20 protein-coding genes and 1 pseudogene are annotated in these 18,771 nt (G+C 43.9%); 1 reads left to right on the forward strand and 20 read right to left on the reverse strand.

What is annotated here, in order from left to right; genetic code table 11:
- Positions 1 to 138: 138 nt before the first annotated feature.
- Entirely contained in the window at positions 139 to 909 is a 771-nt protein-coding gene (locus ASD40_RS04620; protein ID WP_057302165.1) for an SDR family NAD(P)-dependent oxidoreductase, read from the reverse strand.
- A gap of 85 nt (positions 910 to 994) precedes the next feature.
- Positions 995 to 1,579 (reverse strand): TetR/AcrR family transcriptional regulator, encoded by a 585-nt coding sequence (locus ASD40_RS04625; RefSeq protein ID WP_057302166.1) that lies wholly within the window; start codon positions 1,577 to 1,579, stop codon positions 995 to 997.
- Between the two features lie 184 nt (positions 1,580 to 1,763).
- Here ASD40_RS04625 and ASD40_RS04630 point away from each other — a divergent pair, with 184 nt between their 5' ends.
- Positions 1,764 to 2,867 carry a GerAB/ArcD/ProY family transporter gene (locus tag ASD40_RS04630; protein ID WP_235549171.1) on the forward strand — a complete coding sequence of 368 codons (1,104 nt, stop codon included), beginning with the start codon at positions 1,764 to 1,766 and terminating at the stop codon, positions 2,865 to 2,867.
- On the opposite strand, the gene ASD40_RS04635 is transcribed toward ASD40_RS04630, so the two are convergent.
- The 18 genes and pseudogenes from ASD40_RS04635 to ASD40_RS04715 form a co-directional block, all read right to left on the reverse strand.
- Positions 2,856 to 3,086, reverse strand: coding sequence for a hypothetical protein (locus tag ASD40_RS04635; protein ID WP_057302168.1), 231 nt, complete (start codon positions 3,084 to 3,086; stop codon positions 2,856 to 2,858). The genes ASD40_RS04630 and ASD40_RS04635 overlap by 12 nt on opposite strands.
- Entirely contained in the window at positions 3,083 to 4,255 is a 1,173-nt protein-coding gene (locus ASD40_RS04640; protein ID WP_057302169.1) for a Ger(x)C family spore germination protein, read from the reverse strand. Before ASD40_RS04640 ends, ASD40_RS04635 begins: the two co-directional genes overlap by 4 nt.
- Positions 4,252 to 5,847 (reverse strand): spore germination protein, encoded by a 1,596-nt coding sequence (locus tag ASD40_RS04645; protein ID WP_057302170.1) that lies wholly within the window; start codon positions 5,845 to 5,847, stop codon positions 4,252 to 4,254. The genes ASD40_RS04640 and ASD40_RS04645 overlap by 4 nt, the downstream gene beginning before the upstream one ends.
- A 320-nt stretch (positions 5,848 to 6,167) precedes the next feature.
- Positions 6,168 to 6,611, reverse strand: coding sequence for a cell wall hydrolase (locus ASD40_RS04650; protein WP_057302171.1), 444 nt, complete (start codon positions 6,609 to 6,611; stop codon positions 6,168 to 6,170).
- 133 nt (positions 6,612 to 6,744) lie between these two features.
- On the reverse strand, positions 6,745 to 7,713 hold the full coding sequence (locus ASD40_RS04655) for an SDR family NAD(P)-dependent oxidoreductase (RefSeq protein ID WP_057302172.1): 969 nt from the start codon (positions 7,711 to 7,713) through the stop codon (positions 6,745 to 6,747).
- 2 nt (positions 7,714 to 7,715) lie between these two features.
- Complete coding sequence (locus tag ASD40_RS04660) at positions 7,716 to 8,096, reverse strand: MerR family transcriptional regulator (protein WP_057302173.1); 381 nt, start codon at positions 8,094 to 8,096, stop codon at positions 7,716 to 7,718.
- Positions 8,097 to 8,210: 114 nt separating this feature from the next.
- Positions 8,211 to 8,306 (reverse strand): annotated as a pseudogene (locus ASD40_RS39020) (hypothetical protein); the annotation flags it as partial.
- Between the two features lie 615 nt (positions 8,307 to 8,921).
- A complete protein-coding gene (locus ASD40_RS04665) occupies positions 8,922 to 9,518 on the reverse strand; it encodes a CDP-alcohol phosphatidyltransferase family protein (protein ID WP_057302174.1) in 597 nt (198 codons plus the stop codon).
- Between the two features lie 3 nt (positions 9,519 to 9,521).
- Positions 9,522 to 10,583: an ABC transporter ATP-binding protein gene (locus ASD40_RS04670; protein ID WP_156389897.1), complete on the reverse strand. Its 1,062-nt coding sequence runs from the start codon at positions 10,581 to 10,583 to the stop codon at positions 9,522 to 9,524.
- The gene (locus tag ASD40_RS04675) at positions 10,564 to 11,394 is read right to left on the reverse strand and encodes an ABC transporter permease (protein ID WP_057302176.1); all 831 of its coding nucleotides are present in this window, start codon (positions 11,392 to 11,394) and stop codon (positions 10,564 to 10,566) included. The genes ASD40_RS04670 and ASD40_RS04675 overlap by 20 nt, the downstream gene beginning before the upstream one ends.
- Positions 11,375 to 12,259 (reverse strand): ABC transporter permease, encoded by an 885-nt coding sequence (locus ASD40_RS04680; RefSeq protein WP_057302177.1) that lies wholly within the window; start codon positions 12,257 to 12,259, stop codon positions 11,375 to 11,377. The genes ASD40_RS04675 and ASD40_RS04680 overlap by 20 nt, the downstream gene beginning before the upstream one ends.
- The gene (locus ASD40_RS04685) at positions 12,240 to 13,517 is read right to left on the reverse strand and encodes an ABC transporter substrate-binding protein (protein ID WP_057302178.1); all 1,278 of its coding nucleotides are present in this window, start codon (positions 13,515 to 13,517) and stop codon (positions 12,240 to 12,242) included. Before ASD40_RS04685 ends, ASD40_RS04680 begins: the two co-directional genes overlap by 20 nt.
- Positions 13,518 to 13,532: 15 nt before the next feature.
- Positions 13,533 to 14,966: a dihydrolipoyl dehydrogenase family protein gene (locus ASD40_RS04690; RefSeq protein WP_057302179.1), complete on the reverse strand. Its 1,434-nt coding sequence runs from the start codon at positions 14,964 to 14,966 to the stop codon at positions 13,533 to 13,535.
- Positions 14,967 to 14,984: 18 nt separating this feature from the next.
- Positions 14,985 to 15,614, reverse strand: a complete 630-nt coding sequence (locus tag ASD40_RS04695) for a TVP38/TMEM64 family protein (protein WP_057302180.1) — start codon at positions 15,612 to 15,614, stop codon at positions 14,985 to 14,987.
- Positions 15,615 to 15,703: 89 nt separating this feature from the next.
- Positions 15,704 to 16,177 (reverse strand): DinB family protein, encoded by a 474-nt coding sequence (locus tag ASD40_RS04700; RefSeq protein ID WP_057302181.1) that lies wholly within the window; start codon positions 16,175 to 16,177, stop codon positions 15,704 to 15,706.
- A gap of 66 nt (positions 16,178 to 16,243) precedes the next feature.
- Positions 16,244 to 17,305, reverse strand: coding sequence for a peptide-methionine (S)-S-oxide reductase MsrA (gene msrA, locus ASD40_RS04705; protein ID WP_082562080.1), 1,062 nt, complete (start codon positions 17,303 to 17,305; stop codon positions 16,244 to 16,246).
- A 259-nt stretch (positions 17,306 to 17,564) separates the two neighbouring features.
- Positions 17,565 to 17,801, reverse strand: a complete 237-nt coding sequence (locus ASD40_RS04710) for a hypothetical protein (protein WP_057302182.1) — start codon at positions 17,799 to 17,801, stop codon at positions 17,565 to 17,567.
- A 384-nt stretch (positions 17,802 to 18,185) separates the two neighbouring features.
- Entirely contained in the window at positions 18,186 to 18,755 is a 570-nt protein-coding gene (locus tag ASD40_RS04715) for a TetR/AcrR family transcriptional regulator (RefSeq protein WP_057302183.1), read from the reverse strand.
- Between the last annotated feature and the right edge of the window lie 16 nt (positions 18,756 to 18,771).

The following is an 18,771-nucleotide window of genomic DNA, read 5'->3' on the forward strand; positions in this document are numbered from 1 at the left end:
ATTTAAATCGAAAGTGGTGACATTATTGGCACTAACGAAAAAAAGGAATAGTTTAGTGTCACTGAAACGTGACAATAAACCACTCCCTTAATGTCGAAAAGCCCTTAATATATCTAGCAAATAAATATTTTTAACACCTTATTTTTGACGATAAATTGGAGCGCCAAACGGGGATGAGCCAGCGCCACCATCTACACTAATTTCAGCACCCTGTACAAAAGAAGAGTCATCTGAGGCCAGGAATAAGGCAACATTTGCGATTTCCTCCGGTTCACCCAAACGGTTCAGCGGAACCGCGCGCGTGAGTGTGGATTCAAATTGTGCTAACCCCTCAGGCTGCCCCCAAATTGGCGTCCGCGTCGCTCCAGGGACGATGGTGTTCACGCGAATGCCACGCGGCGACAATTCGGAAACCAGCACTCTCGCCATACTGGTGACAGCCCCTTTGCTGGCCGCATAGGCCGACCATCCTGGGCTTCCTGCCTTTGCAAGCACCGAGCCGTTTAAAATCACCGAAGCACCAGCCTTCAGATGAGGCAAAGCAGCTTGAACAGTGAAAAAAGTCCCAGTAACGTTAATCTTAAGTATCTCCTCAAAGACGGAAAATTCTGTGCCGCCTAATGGCGTATTACCGCCGATACCTGCATTAGCGAATACCACATCCAGACGGCCAAATTTTTCAACCGCTGCGGCCACAGCTTTATCCGCGCTTTGTGGTTCGGCGGCATCAGCCTGCACGGCAAGAACGTTGGTGGTGCCAAGCTCCTCCACTGCCGCGTTTAACGCGACTTGATTACGGCCGGTAATAACGACCTTTGCGCCTTCTTCCACAAATAGTTTTGCGGTTGCCAAGCCAATACCGCTACTACCCCCAGTAATTAATGCAACTTTCCCATTTAGTTTTCCCATAATCAATTGCTCCTCTGTGATTTATACTTTTCGCTGTTCCGTTTCTCTTTATTGAGAACGATCATTCTCAAATATATAAAAAAATTTACTTTCTCTTTAAAACTGACATTGTTGTTTCAACTATTTGCATTAATTTCTCTCTGTCATCTGTCGTCTTCGCCAAAACCCGCAGCCCAGTAAATGCATTATTAAAATAACACGACAGCCATTCCGCATTGAGCGTTTTGTCAAGTTCGCCTGATTGTTGACCTGCCTCAATGAGCTCACGTATTAATTGTTCAAAATCAGTCAAGCTTTGGTTGACCCAAGCTCTGGACTCAGAATCATGCGGGGCTAACTCAACCGCGGTATTTACCATCAGGCAGCCTTTAGGGAGCTCATCATCATCCCTTCTGATTGTTGTTTCTAACAACAGCCTAATAGCTTCCTCCGCAGAAATGGTGCCATTTATAATGCGTTTAACCGATTGTTCTATCATTTCACTATATCGCTTTAACGCCTTGATATACAAGGAATGCTTATCGCCAAAAGAGTCATACATGCTTCTCTTGTGAACCCCCATATGTGAGACTAGGTCCATCATGGATGTCTTCTCATAGCCCTGTTCCCAGAATAACCTCATGGCTTTGATCAACACCGCATCCTCATCAAATTCCTTGGTTCTGGCCATTCCATTGACTCCTCCTTTCGATTAGATCTTACCATATTGAGAACGATCGGTAAAGAATTATTTTATACTTCATTTGGGGATGTTCTTTTTGCATAGTATTCTCTCTCATTAAGCGTATAAGCGGATAACGATAAGTCAATACTTGGAACAACCTCGGTGAGGCAAGGAGAGAGAGTGTGTGAAGATGGAGACAACAGAAAAAATCACGGGAAATCAGCTAGGCTTATTACTATTTACTTTTATCGGTTCCACTATCGTCTTAACCATTCCCGGATGGATGGTGATGATTGCAAAGCAGAATGGTTGGATATCCGTGATTCCTTCTACTACAACAGGTTTATTAACTCTGTGGGCGCTGATTACACTCGCCAATCGTTATCCGGGTTTGACGATTATACAATACAGTTCAAAAATCGTCGGGAAATGGTTAGGCAAATGTTTGGGGGCTTTTTATATTTATATTTGGTTTAATTCTATTTCTGTTATGACCATACAGCATACCTTTTTTATTAAAACGCTTCTATTACCAAAAAGTCCGAGCATAGTAGGAAGTCTGTCATTATTAATCCTATGCGGCATAGCCGTTATTGCTGGGATTGAGGTCATTGGAAGATGTAATGAGTTTCTTTCACCATTGATCTTGGTTGTTTCTTTGATTCCGATCTTGATTCTAGCGCTTGTGGAAGCAGATCCCGTCCGGCTAAAGCCTTTTTTAGGAGAAGGAATACTACCAGTATTGCAAGGAGCTGTCATTCCAGCAGGAGCATTCATGAATCAAGTGTTTATATTGGGATGGCTCCTTCCTTTTTTGAATCAGCCGGAAAAGGCGCGCAAGGTCTCGTTGATTGCGTATTTCAGCCTTTCTATTTTAGTATTGATCATTGTATTGCTTACAATTATGGTCCTCGGTACATTAACAGGTAAATTGACCTATTCATTTTTAAGTCTCATGCAATATGTAGGTATTGAAGGTTCATTTGAACGTCTGGAGGCCATCGCTGTTGCTACGTGGGTGTTGGGGAATTTTGTGAAGGTATCGGTCTCGTTGTTTATATTATGTCTTTCTGTAAGCCAGCTTTTCGGGATCCGAAATTATCGTGATATCGTAGCTCCGCTAACACTTTTATCTATTATTGGATCGGCTTCCATTTTCAAAAGTGGTGCGGAGCTTCAAGCTTATCTTGCTTTCATCTACCCGAGCCTGGGTTTTATCACACAAAGTCTCATACCGTTGTCACTTCTCATGATAGACACTATAAAAAGAAAAGTGGACCATTCACTGCTTTAAAAGCATTCTTCCAATGGGTTCAAAAATAATTTTGAAAGGGACAACCATGCTCGGTATGTCAACACGGGCAATTAATAAGGAACCGGTAATGGATGATACTCCAATTATAACGCCGAATACCGCTGCTTCCTTGCTTTTGTGCATACTCAGCATGGATCGGATTCTAACAAAAGACCATACAACCAATAAACATACATATCCCACGATTTGGACGATCATTTTATGATCTCCTTTTCCTTCAAATGTAATGGAGGACCTGCCATCCCGCTTCCTATTATATTTAACTTAACTGCAACGGAAACGTCTACCTCCGGAAACTTTTGACTCCATTGTTCTTTCAACGCTTTCCATTGTTTCGGGTTATTTCGGTAAATTTCTTGGCCGAAACCCACACTATCTACTTTGTACTGCTTCTGGACTTTGGATAATGTATCCAGGACTTGTTTCTCGACCATTTTCTCTAATGCTTTCTGTACAAGTCTAAGATTCTCTGGCAAACTGATATCCAACGGTGTATTATTTTCCCAGATAGCTCCTTCCCCTTCCAGCTGAATCTTGAATTTGATCTTATCACCACTTATCTCTGAGATCATTTTCCGGTTTGCTTTGTCCAGAACCACCCCCACTGTTCCGTCACCTTCTGGTAATCTGACGTTGATTCTACCATTCTTCATTCTACCTGTGACCCAAAGAAATCCATTTGTTTCATTCTCGTTAAGATATCCGACTAACTTGAAATCCTTGAAAATGGCTGTTCCGGCTAGCTTAAATATATGGTTTTCTTTCACTCCTGCTGATAAACCATCAGGCATGATGACTCCCAAAACGGGACTGATCCCATCACTTGATGACGCTAAAAAAAAGTCTCGCAAAGTAACCGCCATCTCGCTTCGTAAAGCTTCCATTTCCTTGATTGCTTCGCTGGGAGCTTGTTCAAAAGGGTAATTAACTTTCAGAAGTCTCCGCCCTTCTGCCCCCTTTACAACCATGATATAGGTTTTTAATCGTTGCTTCGATTCGTGGGTGTAAACATCGAGAATATCTTGAATCCCGTGTTTGGATAACGATTCACCTATAAAAATAGCGACGCGATGTGCGGTAAACAACCTGCGTGAACTTTTTTTCTGAAGCCTATAGAACGCTTCATTAATATTTTTTCCAACAGCCGATATAACAAAAAACTTCTCTTTCTGGCTTCCTCCACTCCCTGGTCCCCCCTGAGCGGAGGAAGGGATGACAATTTGATGCGATAATATATATTCCCCATCGTCCGTTAAGTCAAATGCCGTACCCGCAATGAACGCAAGATCATTAATCTCCGTACGATCCCAACAACCGCTTGTGATCAATATTGTGAATAGTAAACCGATGTAAAGGAATGGTTTCATTCTGAATTTCCTTTCCCTTTCCTCGCAGATTCTGGACTTGGTTTTTGACCTGCTGGTTCACGGACCGAATTGTTAGATCCTGTTGCCTGTGGACGACGAGTTTTAGCCCATATAGGTGCCCGGATGATGACATCCTTCAAATCCGTGAAGGTCATCGGGGCTACCGGGGTGAAATAAGGGACCCCGAACGAACGAAGGGCTGTGACATGTAACAAGATGCCCAGAAAACCAAGTACAATGCCATAAAGTCCAAGCATACCCGCCAAGAATAGCATCGGAAAGCGAAGAACGCGGATTCCATTTGCAAAACTATATCGTGGTATCGTAAACGCTGCAATCCCAGTAATCGATACGATAATGACGACCGGAGCGGATATAATTCCCGCCTGCACCGCCGCTTGGCCGATGACCAATGCCCCAACAATGCTTATGGCTTGCCCTATTTGTTTGGGTAATCGAATCCCTGCTTCCCTCAATGCCTCAAATATAACTTCCATTAAAAAGGCTTCGACCACAGCCGGGAAAGGAACAGGCTCCCTAGAGGAGGCAATACTCAGCACGAGATTAGTCGGAATCATTTCCTGGTGGAAAGTCGTAATCGCAACATATAGGGGAGGAGCAAATATGGCGATACTGATGAAAAGGAATCGAATCCATCGCACAAAAGTTGCAATGGGCCAGCGAACATAGTAATCCTCGCTGGCCTGGAGTCCATTCCAGAATGTCATGGGAACAATTAATACAAATGGGGTGGTATCAACAAGAATGGCTATTTTCCCTTCCAATAGCTCTGCAGCTACAACATCTGGTCGTTCTGTACTGTGTACAAGTGGAAAAGGTGAGAAAGGTGAATCCTCAATAAATTCCTCTATATAGCCTGAATCGAGGATCCCGTCAATTTGAATCCGAGTTAACCTTTTTCGAACTTCCTCAACAACAGACTCCGAAACAATACCCACGATATAAGTAATGACTACTTGGGTTTGAGTAAGCTCCCCGAGCGTAATGGATTCCATTTTTAGTCGAGATGATTTAATTCTTTTTCGTATTAGACCAATATTCGTTGAAATGTTCTCGATAAATCCATCCCTAGGACCGCGAATGACAGGTTCAGATGAAGGTTCTTCAAGACTTCGTTGCGACGTACCATTAACCTTAGCAATCATCGCATTGCTGTCCCCTATCGCAAGAACGGCAGCATGACCATTTACTATATGACTCACAATTTCATTTACTTTGGAAGTAACACACGTCGTTCCAATGGAAATCATTTGATCATCCAGAACTTTTACTTCGTTATATATCAAATCATCTTGGTTGCTTGATTTAGATATCAATGGTTTCAATATATGTTCGTCAATCAACTTCTCTTCAACCAAACTAGTAAGATATATCACAAGCCATTGAATTTGCCCAGCTATCTGAATCTTACGGTATATGATGTCAGAGCTGTCTTGGAATATTTTTTTAAAAATCAATTCATTTTGTTCTAAATTTGAGGTTAAACTGGGGTTTTCTTCATCAATTTGATAATTTTCCGGTATATTTGGATACTCAGGTTTAATGTGCATCCATTTCCTAAACCATTTCACTACAAGACCCCCAAAGAAAACACTGATTCATCTATTTTTCCATATTACGCCAAAAATATTCTAAAGTTAGTTCGATGTCGCTTAAACGTAAGCCAAATCTGTGAAAAGTCATGAACTGTACAATAAAAAGGCATAACATTGGACTGTAAAGCATAATAAATCCCATGCTCAATGCCAAAGCCATGCCCATTGAATATTATTGAATGACTGTACCTACCGTAATTGAAAGTAAGCCTGCAATTTTGACAAAAAAGCCCCAAACTCTTCTCATGATGGAAATTTGTCACATAAGAGATCCCGAGCTCTTTTCGTTTATAAATTTAAAACGTAGTATATACACTTTCACATTCTTTCGCGGTCGGTTGATAAAAACAGTGCTTCTTCCATCGTCCTACGAGCGGCTGATTATACCAAGTTGGCGGACATGGTCCAGGATTTTCGAACGTTCCTGGACGGAAATACCAAAGGGAGAATTTGGCTGGCCAATTCCGCTCCCCATTCACAGCCCGTTGCGCCAGACGGCGTTCCCTCTCTCTTGCGTTTTGATAGTACAAACCATGTTGCAACGCTTCGAACGCATGCGCCTGGTTGATCATTTGGGGGATTGTCCGGATTCCTTTAAAATCGGAGCAATTCGCTCTTATTCGGTTAATGCCAACATTTCCAACAAGGACCATACCCATTTCGCCTTCGGTTTCAGCTTCAGCTCGAAGCAACCTTGCCAACATATCAATATCCTGCTTTCTGGCTTTTACGACTGCCATTGGCTCACCTCTTTAGATTGTGTTTCTAGACACATCATATTGTAGGTGAAGCGGATGTGTTACTCTGGCATTTGGTTGTGAATTGTCGCAAGTCAATCCCCTTTATATACATAAAGCTATCCTTATAGTCAGTTTAGCTTTTGAACTTCACACCAGTCATCTCTTCGCTGAGCTTCCATAGCTGCTCCGCCAAGTTGGCATCGACCGCCCAGGGAAGCACGCCCGTCAGCACTTGGCCCAATCCCTGCAGATCAAATGCAGGAATGACCTCAGCGATGTCGACATCTAAACAGTAAACGCCGCCTTTCCCCTCCAACAGAAGACTCGTCGCGCACCATACACTCGTTGCCGCTCCCTGCTCTGTGGTCTTATATATCCCGCCTATTGCGTTCTCTTCAGGCGATAAATAACGCGCTAAGTCGGTCATAATCCTGCCAGGATGGACAGAGAAGGCGCGGATCCCTTGCGCTTGACCACGTTTGTCCAGCCCGACGGCAAACAACGCGTTAGCCGTCTTGGACTGGCCGTAGGCCTTCCACTTGTCGTACTCCCGCCGTTCGAAGTTTGGATCTTCAAAATCAACGCCCCCGAAACGGATTCCGGTTGAGCTGACCGAGACAACACGCGCGCTTCGCGCCTGCTTCAAGGCCGGCCACAACAATGCCGTCAGCTGGAAGTGACCCAAATGGTTGGTGGCGAATTGAGATTCGTAGCCGCGCGCGTCGCGCATCAGCGGGGGAGCCATAATGCCGGCGTTATTGATGAGCATATCCAGAGGCCGTCCAGAGTCCAGAAACCTCTTCGCAAATGTATCGATCGAAGCGGGGTCCATAAGATCCAGTTCCTCCAGCTCCACACGCGGGATATCAGCAATTGAAGCGCGGGCTTTCTCCGGCGTACGAGCGGGTACAATTACCGTCGCACCTGCTTCCGCCAGAGCGCGGGTTGTCTCAAGTCCGACGCCGGAATACCCGCCTGTTACGATAGCGATTTTCCCGCTCAGCAAACGTCCGTCCAGCGCTTCCCTTGCCGTCGTTTGGGGCCCGAAACCCGATCGAATCGGTTCCTGAGGGGTTATCTTATAATTGTAATCTGTATTCAACTTCAATCTCCTCCTAAGCCGGATTGCTTCATTAGATCCTTAAAATGGAGCAGCTTGTAATTCACAACTTCCAAAGTTGTCTTCATTTCCGCCATCTGCGACTCGATATGGAGTTTATGCTCATAAAGTACGCTATAACAGTTCTCGTAATTATGAGTGGATGCCAAGGACATGTAACGTTCAATTTCCTTTAGTGGCATGCCGGTTCGTTTTAAATGCGAAATGAAGATTAAACGTTCGAGATGGGCTCTGCCATATTCCCTGTGCCCGTTTTCTTTACGCTTCGCGGACGGCAGGAGTCCGATTTTTACATAGTACCTTATCGTATCGTAACTGAAACCTGACTTTTGGGAAATCTCTGCGATTGAAAATGTAGGCTCCATCGTTTACCTCCTCTCTGATTCAGGGTAGCTGTTTCGTTTTCAACCGCATCCGCATCTTAGCGTATGGAGCTTACTCCATGTCAAGCGAATTATCATCGGAGTGCGAATAGCAAATAGATTCACACCGAATGGTGCATTTGTTAGCTCACGAATTTCCCGAATAGCATGGCGAAGCGTTTCTGGATCCCTATAGGCAGCTCCAAGTGTCCCACAATGAAAAATACATATTAGAGACCGTCGATTCATTCAACTAATCTTGCTCTGCATTGAGGTGTCTTAGATCGAGATCAATCGTAAACTATGATCAATTGAGGTTGCTAAATGAATGAATCCATGTTCGCGGTTGAATGATGTTGTAAAAATTGCAACAATTGCTACCTAAATCTCGCCTTTTCCATTAGTTGTTGCATCAAGTACAACAATTTGGTCCAATACAGGCCATTTCGCAACAAATGGGCTCAAAATGTTGCTCGCCTTTTCCATTAGTTGTTGCATCAAGTACAACAATTTGGTCCAATACAGGCCATTTCGCAACAAATGGGCTCAAAATGTTGTACAAACTGCAACTTCAACTTACAAAACAACCTTTTGTCGTGTGAATTGTTGTAGGAAATACAACATTGGTAACCACTGTAGCCCATTTGCCCTAACGAAAGCTGATTGACTCTAAAATCGAATTNACAACCTTTTGTCGTGTGAATTGTTGTAGGAAATACAACATTGGTAACCACTGTAGCCCATTTGCCCTAACGAAAGCTGATTGACTCTAAAATCGAATTTTGGAGTTTTGTTGAGAGACATAATTTAATCAATCGACAGACTCTATTAGTCAACATTATTCTTTTGAAGCCACACATACACATCTCGAAGATGCCTTATTGTTGTGAAAAGGAGCAGCACTAAAAACAACCACGCCAGCTCCCAGATCGCGTTTGGAAACAGTATCATCAAAGAAAAAAAGACAAACGCTTCCGTTCTCTCCAAGATACCCGGGTTATAGTGAAATCCTTTTGCTCCTGAATTTGTAATGACATTGCCTGTTACAAGAAACGCCGTAATATTAACAAGGATTGCTGCTAAATTGAGCACAATCGGCAAATAAGCATCGGGATGGACGAGTAAAATCGCAATGATCAAAGCACCTTCCACTATCCGATCAAACGTGATATCCAAGATATTTCCCCATTTTGATGGTTTGGTCATTCTGGCAAGCGTACCATCCACCGAATCGAGATAGCCGGATATCCAAAGAATAACAACCGCTGCTATGGGAAAACCAAGATAAAACACGACCCCACTTCCTACGCCTATCAACATCGCGATCCAAGTGATCGAATTCGCTGATAAACCAGCTGATCGCAGGATTTTTGCTCCCTTTTCAATTACCGGTTGGACGATGTCACGTGCATAAGAATCCAGCACTTATTACATTACCTCCTTCGGAAGACACCAGACATTTGAGGTTGTCAAGCGAACTCCTGTTTTAATTCCTCGTTCATAATTTGAAAAGCCAAGCTGCTTGATCACGACTGACTCCCCGTTTACATGCGCCCTCACTTCTGTATATTCTCCGCGAAAGGCGCTGCTTTCTATCGTGGCTTCTATAGATGATGCAGAGTCCATTTGGAGCCATTCCGATCGAAGAACTATATGAACCGGACCATCTGGCACGTTTACGCAATGAGGATGGACCTCCAAATCACCTAGAAAGGTTGTCACCCTAGTTCCCCTCTTGATTCCATCTACAACATTGTCGATTCCCATGAAGTCTGCCATCCATCGATTGGCAGGCTCGTAATAGATGTTTTCAAGCGTTCCCGACTGCTGTGCTACACCATCCCGGAGGATCAAAAACTGGTCGCCAAGTGTCAAGGCTTCTTCTCTGTCATGTGTGACCATAATCATCGGAATCTCCCATTTTCGCTTCATGTCACCGAGCCAATGCCCCATTTGCCTACGAAGTAATGGATCCAGTTGACTGAAAGGTTCGTCTAGCAGCATAAGCTGCGGTTCAATGACAAGCGATCTTGCTAACGCCACACGCTGTTCTTGTCCGCCAGAAAGGGAAGAAAGCGGACGATGATAAAATCCCGTCATACCGACTTGATGTAGAATTTCTTCCGATTTAACTCTTCGTTCACTGGAAGGCACCCCTTTTAACTTAAGTCCGATCTCCACATTCGCTCCGACCGTCAGAAAGGGAAGCAAATAAGGTTTTTGAAAAATCATGGACAGATTCCTTTTCTCAGGAGGAAGCTGGTGAATCGGTTTTCCCCCCATTATGATCGTTCCCTGGTTCGGTCTTAATAAGCCTGCAATAAGCTGAAGTAACGTTGATTTTCCGCTTCCTGACGGACCGAGTATGACAAGCAATTTGCCTTTCTCCAGGGTAAAAGACTGCTTGGCCAGGGAAAAGGACTTCATATGATCGTATTGGTATGTCACATCAGTTACTTGTAAATATGGCTCAGACCATCGGGTCAACACGATTCGCCTCCTTTCCTTTGTAGAGATCCTTCTTTACTTCTATCGAACTGAAAATGACGATGATGAGCGCCGGCAGGACAAACATCATGCATAGTGCGCCCATGAGCGAGTAATCGCCACTAGATAATGTACTGAAAAGCAGCATCGGAAGTGTAATCAGATGGCCGCCGCCAATGAAAACTGTAAACAAATATTGGCTCCAGGAAATCAAAAAACTAAATAAGATACTAAGCGACAAGACCGAACGCAGAAGCGGCAGCTCGACCAGCCTGAACGTCTGCAGTCTGCTCGCCCCAAGTAAACGAACCTGCTTTTCATATCCGATGTCGTATCCGGTATAAAATCCATACAACAAATAAATGGAATACGGAATAGCCAGAATCAAGTGTGACAGCAGCACCCCAAGCCACTGGTCAGACAATCCCAAACGAAGAAACAAGACATGCACGCCTATCGCAATGGAAATGCCGGGAATCAATATGGGAGCTATGAGCAAGAACCGAATCGTTTTGTTCCATCTCTTCACATAAAGTCCCAGGGCTCGAGCTGCTGGATACGCCACTACTTGAGACACCAAACTTGTAGCAGCAGCCAATCCCAAGCTATTGATCATCGCATCCCTCACTTGTGAGTGCGTGGAACATACATAATGCCAAGCACGCAGCGAAGCAGTTGGAACCAGATCGGGAAATCTCCATTGCTGCGCGAATGACCAAGCCAGTAGAGGTATAAAGGGGAGAAAAAACAATAAGATCAGGAAGGTATGCAAGACGGCGAAACCTTTACCGTGATTAATTCTTTTTCGCCGCAAAGCCTTCTCCCCATTTCATATATAAAATGATAAGAATCATACTGATTATCGTAATCACCATATTGATTGCCATGGCCGTAGGCCGATACCTAAGATCCGGATTGAGATAAGCTTGATAGGCCAGGATCGGCAATGTTGGCTTGCTCACAGAACCCAAGACATAAGGAACTTCAAACGATCCGAATGTATAGGCAAATACGATAATCGAGGAGGCCAGCAAAGCAGGCAGCATAAACGGAAAAGTGACGAGCCTCCATCTTTGCCATGCATTTGCTCCGAGCAGCTGCAGCTGCTTTTCATAGGGAACGACCCAAGACTTTAGAATACTAAGAACGGAGACCGCAATAAACGGAACTTCCTTCCACACATATTCCAGCACGATTCCAATACCATTCTGATCGGCAACCAATACCGGAAACTGCGAAGGCTGCTGAATCATACCTGTCCAGTAAGCCAACCGGGAGATCAATCCACTTTGCCCAAAGAGCATTAATACGGCAATTGCGCCTACAACATGCGGGACCGGCAGATTGAACAGCAGCAAGAAATGAAGCCCCCCTCCTTGTCTTGTATACCGCCCGATCCAAAGTGCTAGTAAAACGCCAATAAAAGCTGCAATAGCTGTGGAAACCAGGGAGATCCCCAATGAAAAAAAGAGTGAACGATAAAATATGGTGGAATGAAATAGCTCAATGTATACATCTAGCGATATCGTTGTTTTTCCGATTAGAGGGAAGTAATCCAAGCTTTGGACCCCACTAATGAACAGCCCAGCAAAGAACGTTACCGCCACAAATAAAAGGGCTGGAAAAAGCATGCCTCCTAAGATTAGCAGCCTTACTGGTTTACTTTTGGAATAAAACATGGTTCTTCCAGCCCTCTTCCAATGCGGGTGTATAAGCAGCCTGCAGATCAGGTAGCTTGTGCTTCAATAGCACGTCTGCAGGTACGGCTGTTTCGCCGCTTGTGGCTTTAAGCTCATCATAAAGCTTTTTGTGCTCTCCTTCTAATTTCGATGGATCGATCCCAATGCCGTCTCCCCAGCCGCTTGCTGGGTCAGCTTTTTCAAATTGCGTTTTTGGATTAAGAATCACATCGGCCACCACCATAGCAGCAGCTTTGTGTGCGGCATTGTAGGGGATCGCTACATAATGATAATCGCCGATTGTGCCTGTGTCGAAGACGTATGGACGTGCCGTATTGGGCAATTTCCCTTTGCCGATATCCGTCGCGATACCGCCGACATCCTGTGTAAAGGCAAAGTCCACTTCGTTGTTATTGAAAAGTGCCATTAGTTCAGCGATCGTTTTGGGGTATGTTTCCCCTTTTCGCCATAATGACAGTTTTAACTCGTTTAAGTAATCCCACACTTTCGATGCTTCGGTATCAAACTCTTGCTGAACGAAAGGTTTTGACCAATTTTGATACCCTCCGCTTGATTCGTAGAACAATTGCTTCACAAAGCGCGTGCCCGTAAAGTCAGGGGGGGCATTGTAGGTGAATCGTCCGGGATGTTTCTCCACCCATAACTTCAATTCTTTATAATTTCGCGGCAGATCGCTTGGTTTAATCCGTTTGGCATCATACACGAATTGAAATTGCGCACTGCCCCAGACGGATTCGTATCCTTCCGTATCCAGACCGAAGTCCTTCACGACAGCAGGATTATTATAATCGACGTACTTTGCATTCGGAAGCTTAGTTGCAAAAGGGCCAAATAAGGCTTCTGCTTGCTTTAGGGTGGCAAAGTTTTCGCCATTTATCCAAATCAGATCCACACTGCCATCTTGGTTTTTGCCAGCCTGCTTTTCGTTTAGTACCTTATTAACCGCTTCCGCGGTATCGCTGATTGGCACACGGCGCAATGTGATTCCATACTGATCCTTCAATAAAGTCCCGTATTTCTGGTCTACAAATTCATTAATCGCATCGCTCCCACCCCACATATACCAATTCACGGTTTGTCCCTTGGCTTCGGCCAACACTTGATCCCAATTGCCTGAAAGAAGCGAAACACCAGCAGCCTTTCCTTTATCCGTGGAATCTTTACCCGAGCAGGCGGCTGTGATCAAGCTTATGATACATACTAAGAGAATGACTTGAACGTAACGTATATTTCTCAAACGAAGCCCCCCGTATTATCGAAACCATTTTATATAGGCCTTAATCAATCGCCCTGTGATACCACCTTGAAATAACTTATCGCGCCAATATTTATCAGCTGTCTTCAATAAAGCTTCGGAGCGGGCAGGGTACGGATGCACCACTTGCGAAATGTCGGGAAGCTTGTGGCCGAAGCGTTTCGCAAAAACAGCTTGCTGCATCCAGTCCCCCGCTCCATTCCCAGCAGCATGAGCGCCCAAGATCCTTCCTTTCCGATCCGTAATCACCTTAACAATGCCTTCTGTATTCCTATCTGTTATAAATCGATCCACCTGATCCAAGGTCACTTTGTAAATTCGGATATCATTCCCAGCGTGTTTGCGAGCTTCATTCTCCGTCATCCCCAAATGAAAGATTTCCGGATCCGTATAGGTTACCCATGGAACGTTATCGTAGCTTGCTTTTCGTTTCAGACCGAATACTGCGTTTCCTACGACGATCTTACCCTCCATTCCTGCAGCATGCGTATAAGGAAACGCTTTGATCACATCTCCGACGGCGTAAATGTGCGGAATACTTGTCTGCAACGTTTTTTTTACCGCGATATGATCTTCGTCCATTTGAATGCCGATGCGTGAAAGTCCAAGACGGTCGGTGTTCGGCTTTCGACCGGTCGCAATCAATATGGCATCTGTCTCCAATTGAAGCTTTTCCCCGTCATGATCTACAAATATCCGCTTTCTCCCATTAGGTATTGCTTCAACCTTGTTCACACTCGTTTTTAACAGGAATGACATTTCTTTTTCCAACGCAGTTTGTGCGTAGGGAACGAGATCCGCGTCTTCTTTGTTTAGTATTTGCGATCCTCTTACGAGTACGGTCACTTTGGCACCCAAACGGGCGAAAGCTTGAGATAATTCCAATCCAACTGGCCCTGCCCCAATAACAACAAGGCTTTCGGGTAAAGCTTTCATATCAAAAACACTTTCATTGGTCAGAAAATCTACATCTTGCAAACCATCAATAGGCGGAATGGCCGCTCTAGAACCTGTGGCAATGACAATGCGTTTGCCATAAAGCACTTCGCTGCCATCGATTTCGATATGGTGCTTATCCCGGAATTGACCGTGTCCCTGAAACACATCCACACCCATGCTACGGAACCGATCTGAGCTATCATGATGTTGAATGGTTGCTTTAGCAGCTTGGACTCTTCGGTAAGCTTCAAGATAATCTGCTTTACCCTGCAATTCCAATCCATAAGCTTCTGCAGCTTTCTTGGCCGTGTAAAGCTCCTTTGCCGCGGCAATCAACGCTTTGGAAGGCACGCAGCCTGTGTGCAAACAGTCTCCTCCAGGCTCAGGCTCTTTTTCGATCAAAGCCACCTTTACCCCAAAGCCAACTGCACCTGCCGCTACGGTTAGTCCACCGGATCCACCGCCGATGACAATAAGATCATAACTTTTCAAAATATGCGCTCCTCCCCCTTATGAGCTAACCACTCGTTTCTTGAGAACAAGCGGGATCAGTGTCACAAGCACGAAAACAATCACAGCAATGACGATGTATGATTTCTTTTCGTGCAGAAAACTCGAGCCCAGAAAACTATAAGCAAACGTTCCTGGAATGATTCCCAGAAGGGTACCGAATAAAAATGCCGAAAAATTCACTTTGGCCACGCCAGCTCCGTAACTGATAAGATCAAACGGGAATATGGGAATCAGTCGCAGAAGCAAAATATAGATAAAACCCTTCTGCTGCAGTTGCTTTTCAAGCTTGCCCCATTTCTCCTTCGACCTCGTGGAAACCAATTTATTACCTAAGAATCGAGCTAACCAAAAGGACAACACCGCGCCGATCGTCGCACCGACGATCGTATACACGGTTCCCCACACCGGACCGAAAGCCAATCCGCCAGTCAGTGAAAGAACGGACGCGGGAAACAAAATCAAAGGACGCACCGCGTAAATGAAGATGAACAGTACTGGCGAAGCCCAGCCGAATGATAAAATCCAAGCTCTTATGTCTTCTGGACCAAGATGCAGAACCTTATAGTTGAGCCACAATAAACCCCCAATTACTACGATGAACAATAATAGCCATGACCGTGGTTTCATTCTAATCTCCTCATGTGGCTTCTCTAGTTTTTATTTATCAAAAACAGCAGTCAAATATAGAATTTGGACTGCTGTTTTTGTTTTACTTATTATTTTTGTTGCAGTATTTGCAGCATTGCGGCGACAACGCCATTATGATTGGATAAATGCGCCGCAGTCGTGAGCATCAGCTCTCCGAAATTTTCGGCTTTTTTGAAGTTCTCTGGTACAGGCTCTTCCAGTCTGTCTTTAAACGTATTGTAAAGATGTTCACGTTGTTCTTTCAACAGATCGATCATCTCATCCCATGCAGGCAGCTGCGCTAGTTGCTCTTCTTTCCATTCCGTAGCTTTCGTTCCATAAAAGAAAATATCTTGGTACTTTTGCGGAAGGCTCGTTGGTTGTGCACCAAGATCAAACACATGGAACTCAGTAACCCGAAGTACATGCCCTAAATGCCAATAAAGGCTGGTATTAAAACCTTCTGGGACGACCATGCGTTTGTCCACTGGACATTTAGCAAGCAGGTTAAGAAAGTTATCGTGCTCAACATTATAAAGGTGGAATACAAAGTCTCTTCTCATTTTTCCGATCTCCCTAATTTTACAATTTTTTTTATTTTAACCATGAAATTTCAAATGATACCGCAGTTACTGTTTATTAAACAACTCAGCATAAGCGCCATATCCTCTTTGTTCAAGTTCATTTTTCGGTATAAATTGTAAGGCCGCAGAGTTCATACAGTACCGCAATCCCGTTGGTTTGGGTCCGTCTTTGAACACATCGCCTAGAAAGGAGTCCGCATTACGGCTTCTGACCTGGGTAGTCAACGAAAGAAAACCAGAGCTTTCTTTTAATATAATATTGTTTGGCTCCAAAGGTTTTGTAAAACTAGGCCAGCCCGTGCCTGCATCAAATTTATCCTTCGAGCTGAACAAAGGCTCGCCTGAGACAACATCTACGTAAATACCTTCTTCTTTGTTATCCCAATATTCGTTATTAAACGGCGGCTCATCAATACCATTCTGAGTTACATCGTATTGGCGCTTAGTCAGCATTTTCAGCTTTTCCTCCTTATTAAAATTAAAAACTGTACTTGCTGTAATTTTTACTTCCCGATCCTTGCCCCAAGTTTTATCCAAAAATTTATCGCGACCAGATCCAAGCTCACTTACCTTGTAGCTGATTGGGCTTTTTTTGTAATAATCCTGATGTTCCTTTTCGGCTTTGTAAAACGTTGATGCCGATGAAATCTTAGTTACAATCGGTTTATCAAACCTTTTTGATGCTGCTAATGCATCTCTGGATGCCTCAGCCAACTCTTTCTGTTCATTACTATTGTAAAATACAGCGGATTGATATTCATTGCCACGATCAACGAATTGACCGTCTGCATCGGTAGGATCAACGTTTCGCCAGAAAACTTGAAGGAGGTTGTCATACGTATTCTGATTCGGGTTATAACGAACTTCCACTGACTCGAGATGTCCTGTAGTTTCAGAACCCACTTCTGCATAGGTGGGATTTTCCTTATGTCCTCCTGTATAGCCACTTTCTACACGCAAGACACCGTCAATCTTTTCAAAGGCCTCTTCCATATGCCAGAAACAACCACCAGCAAAAATAGCAGTTTCGTAAGGCGTGCTCGAATTTTCATTAACTGTAGTTATAAGCTCTTGCGCCTTCGCTATTTCTTTTTTGTGAAACGACATGTAAAAGGAATAAACAATAAAGACTAATAGGACACTAGTTAACACAACTAAGTTACTTTTCTTTAATTTCAATTTCTCCTTCACCTCCGTGTACTATTGGGGATCTTTCCTCCCCTCTACTGCGTTTGTTTTTCGCTAATCCTTCTTTATTTTTCTTACACTTGGATTTTAACAAGAAAAGAACGGAAGCAAATCTGTTGAAGGTCATGTATTTACAAAGAAAAAGGCAGAACATATGGTCGCCAAAGCATGATAAATCTCACACTCTATGCCAAAAGTCATGCCCGCCCGAATTATATGGAATGACGAACTGAAAACACCGCGAATTGATTTCTCTGTCCTTTTCTTTTCGTTGGATGGCTACATCGGTTAGATCGTTTAGAGCGGCGACGATTTCCATCTGTTCCGGTCCGAGATTGCCCCATTCGGCCGCGTGCATACCGTATGGTTTCCCAATAACCTGAGACGTAGATCCTCCCTTTTTCTTCAATTTCATGTAAGATGCGGTTTAGAGACTCTCCAGCCACAATAAGTGACAAAATGTCAGTTTTTATTCTCAAAATAAGGTTTTCCAATTCAATTTTAGGCATCTTCCGTTGTTCTGAATTCATATGACTAATCCAAATAATGATATCGAGTATCTCAAAATCGGATACCTATACATACAAGAGGTCTATGGGTGCCTTATAAAAGAACCACAAATAAAAACGGTGTACAACTAAAAGGAAAGGAGCTGACGCGTCAGCTCCTTTCCTTTTAATTGTATGATGTATCAAAACTTTAAGTATTTCACTGTCCACCTTGAGAGTAGCTTCATTGCCGTAAAATCTCCTACCTATCAAAAGGTAAATCAATCACAAAAAAATATCCGCCTTCTTTTTTAAGTTAAAGCGGATATTAATCCTTCGGCAATCATGTCAAACCTACTTATATCCCGAAAACTTCTTGCAAGTAATTGCGCACCTTGAAGCGAAGCAAGGAATTGATGGGCTTCCACATTCGCGGCAATTTCAAAATTTAAATGCCCTTCACGCCGCCCCTGATCCAAGACTCGCTCTAGCCAATCTAAATTAGCGGTGAAAAGCTGAGCTAGCCCTTCACGTGACTTGCCTGATAAAGTAGCCAAGTCAGTAGAAATCATCACGCCCAGACAAGTACAATAATCTTGAACAGGGCCACTGTAAAGTAAAGTGAACTTGCGTAGCTTTTCCAAATTGTTCTGTGTTTCGGTATCGATTTGAGCAATTGCAGACATGAACTGTCTGTGATACCGCGAAATCAGCGCTTCTCCTAAATCCTCCTTGTTTGGGAAATGGTAATGAATACTGGCAGTGCGTATCCCTACTTTTTCTGCAATGTGTGCATAGCTAAATCCGTTAAACCCGACATCCTGAACAATCGACTGAGCAGTATCCAAAATGGCCTCTGCTGTATTTTTATTTTTAGTCATATTTTAATTCTACCTT

Source organism: Paenibacillus sp. Root444D2 (assembly GCF_001426375.1).
Taxonomy (GTDB): Bacteria; Bacillota; Bacilli; order Paenibacillales; family NBRC-103111; genus Paenibacillus_E.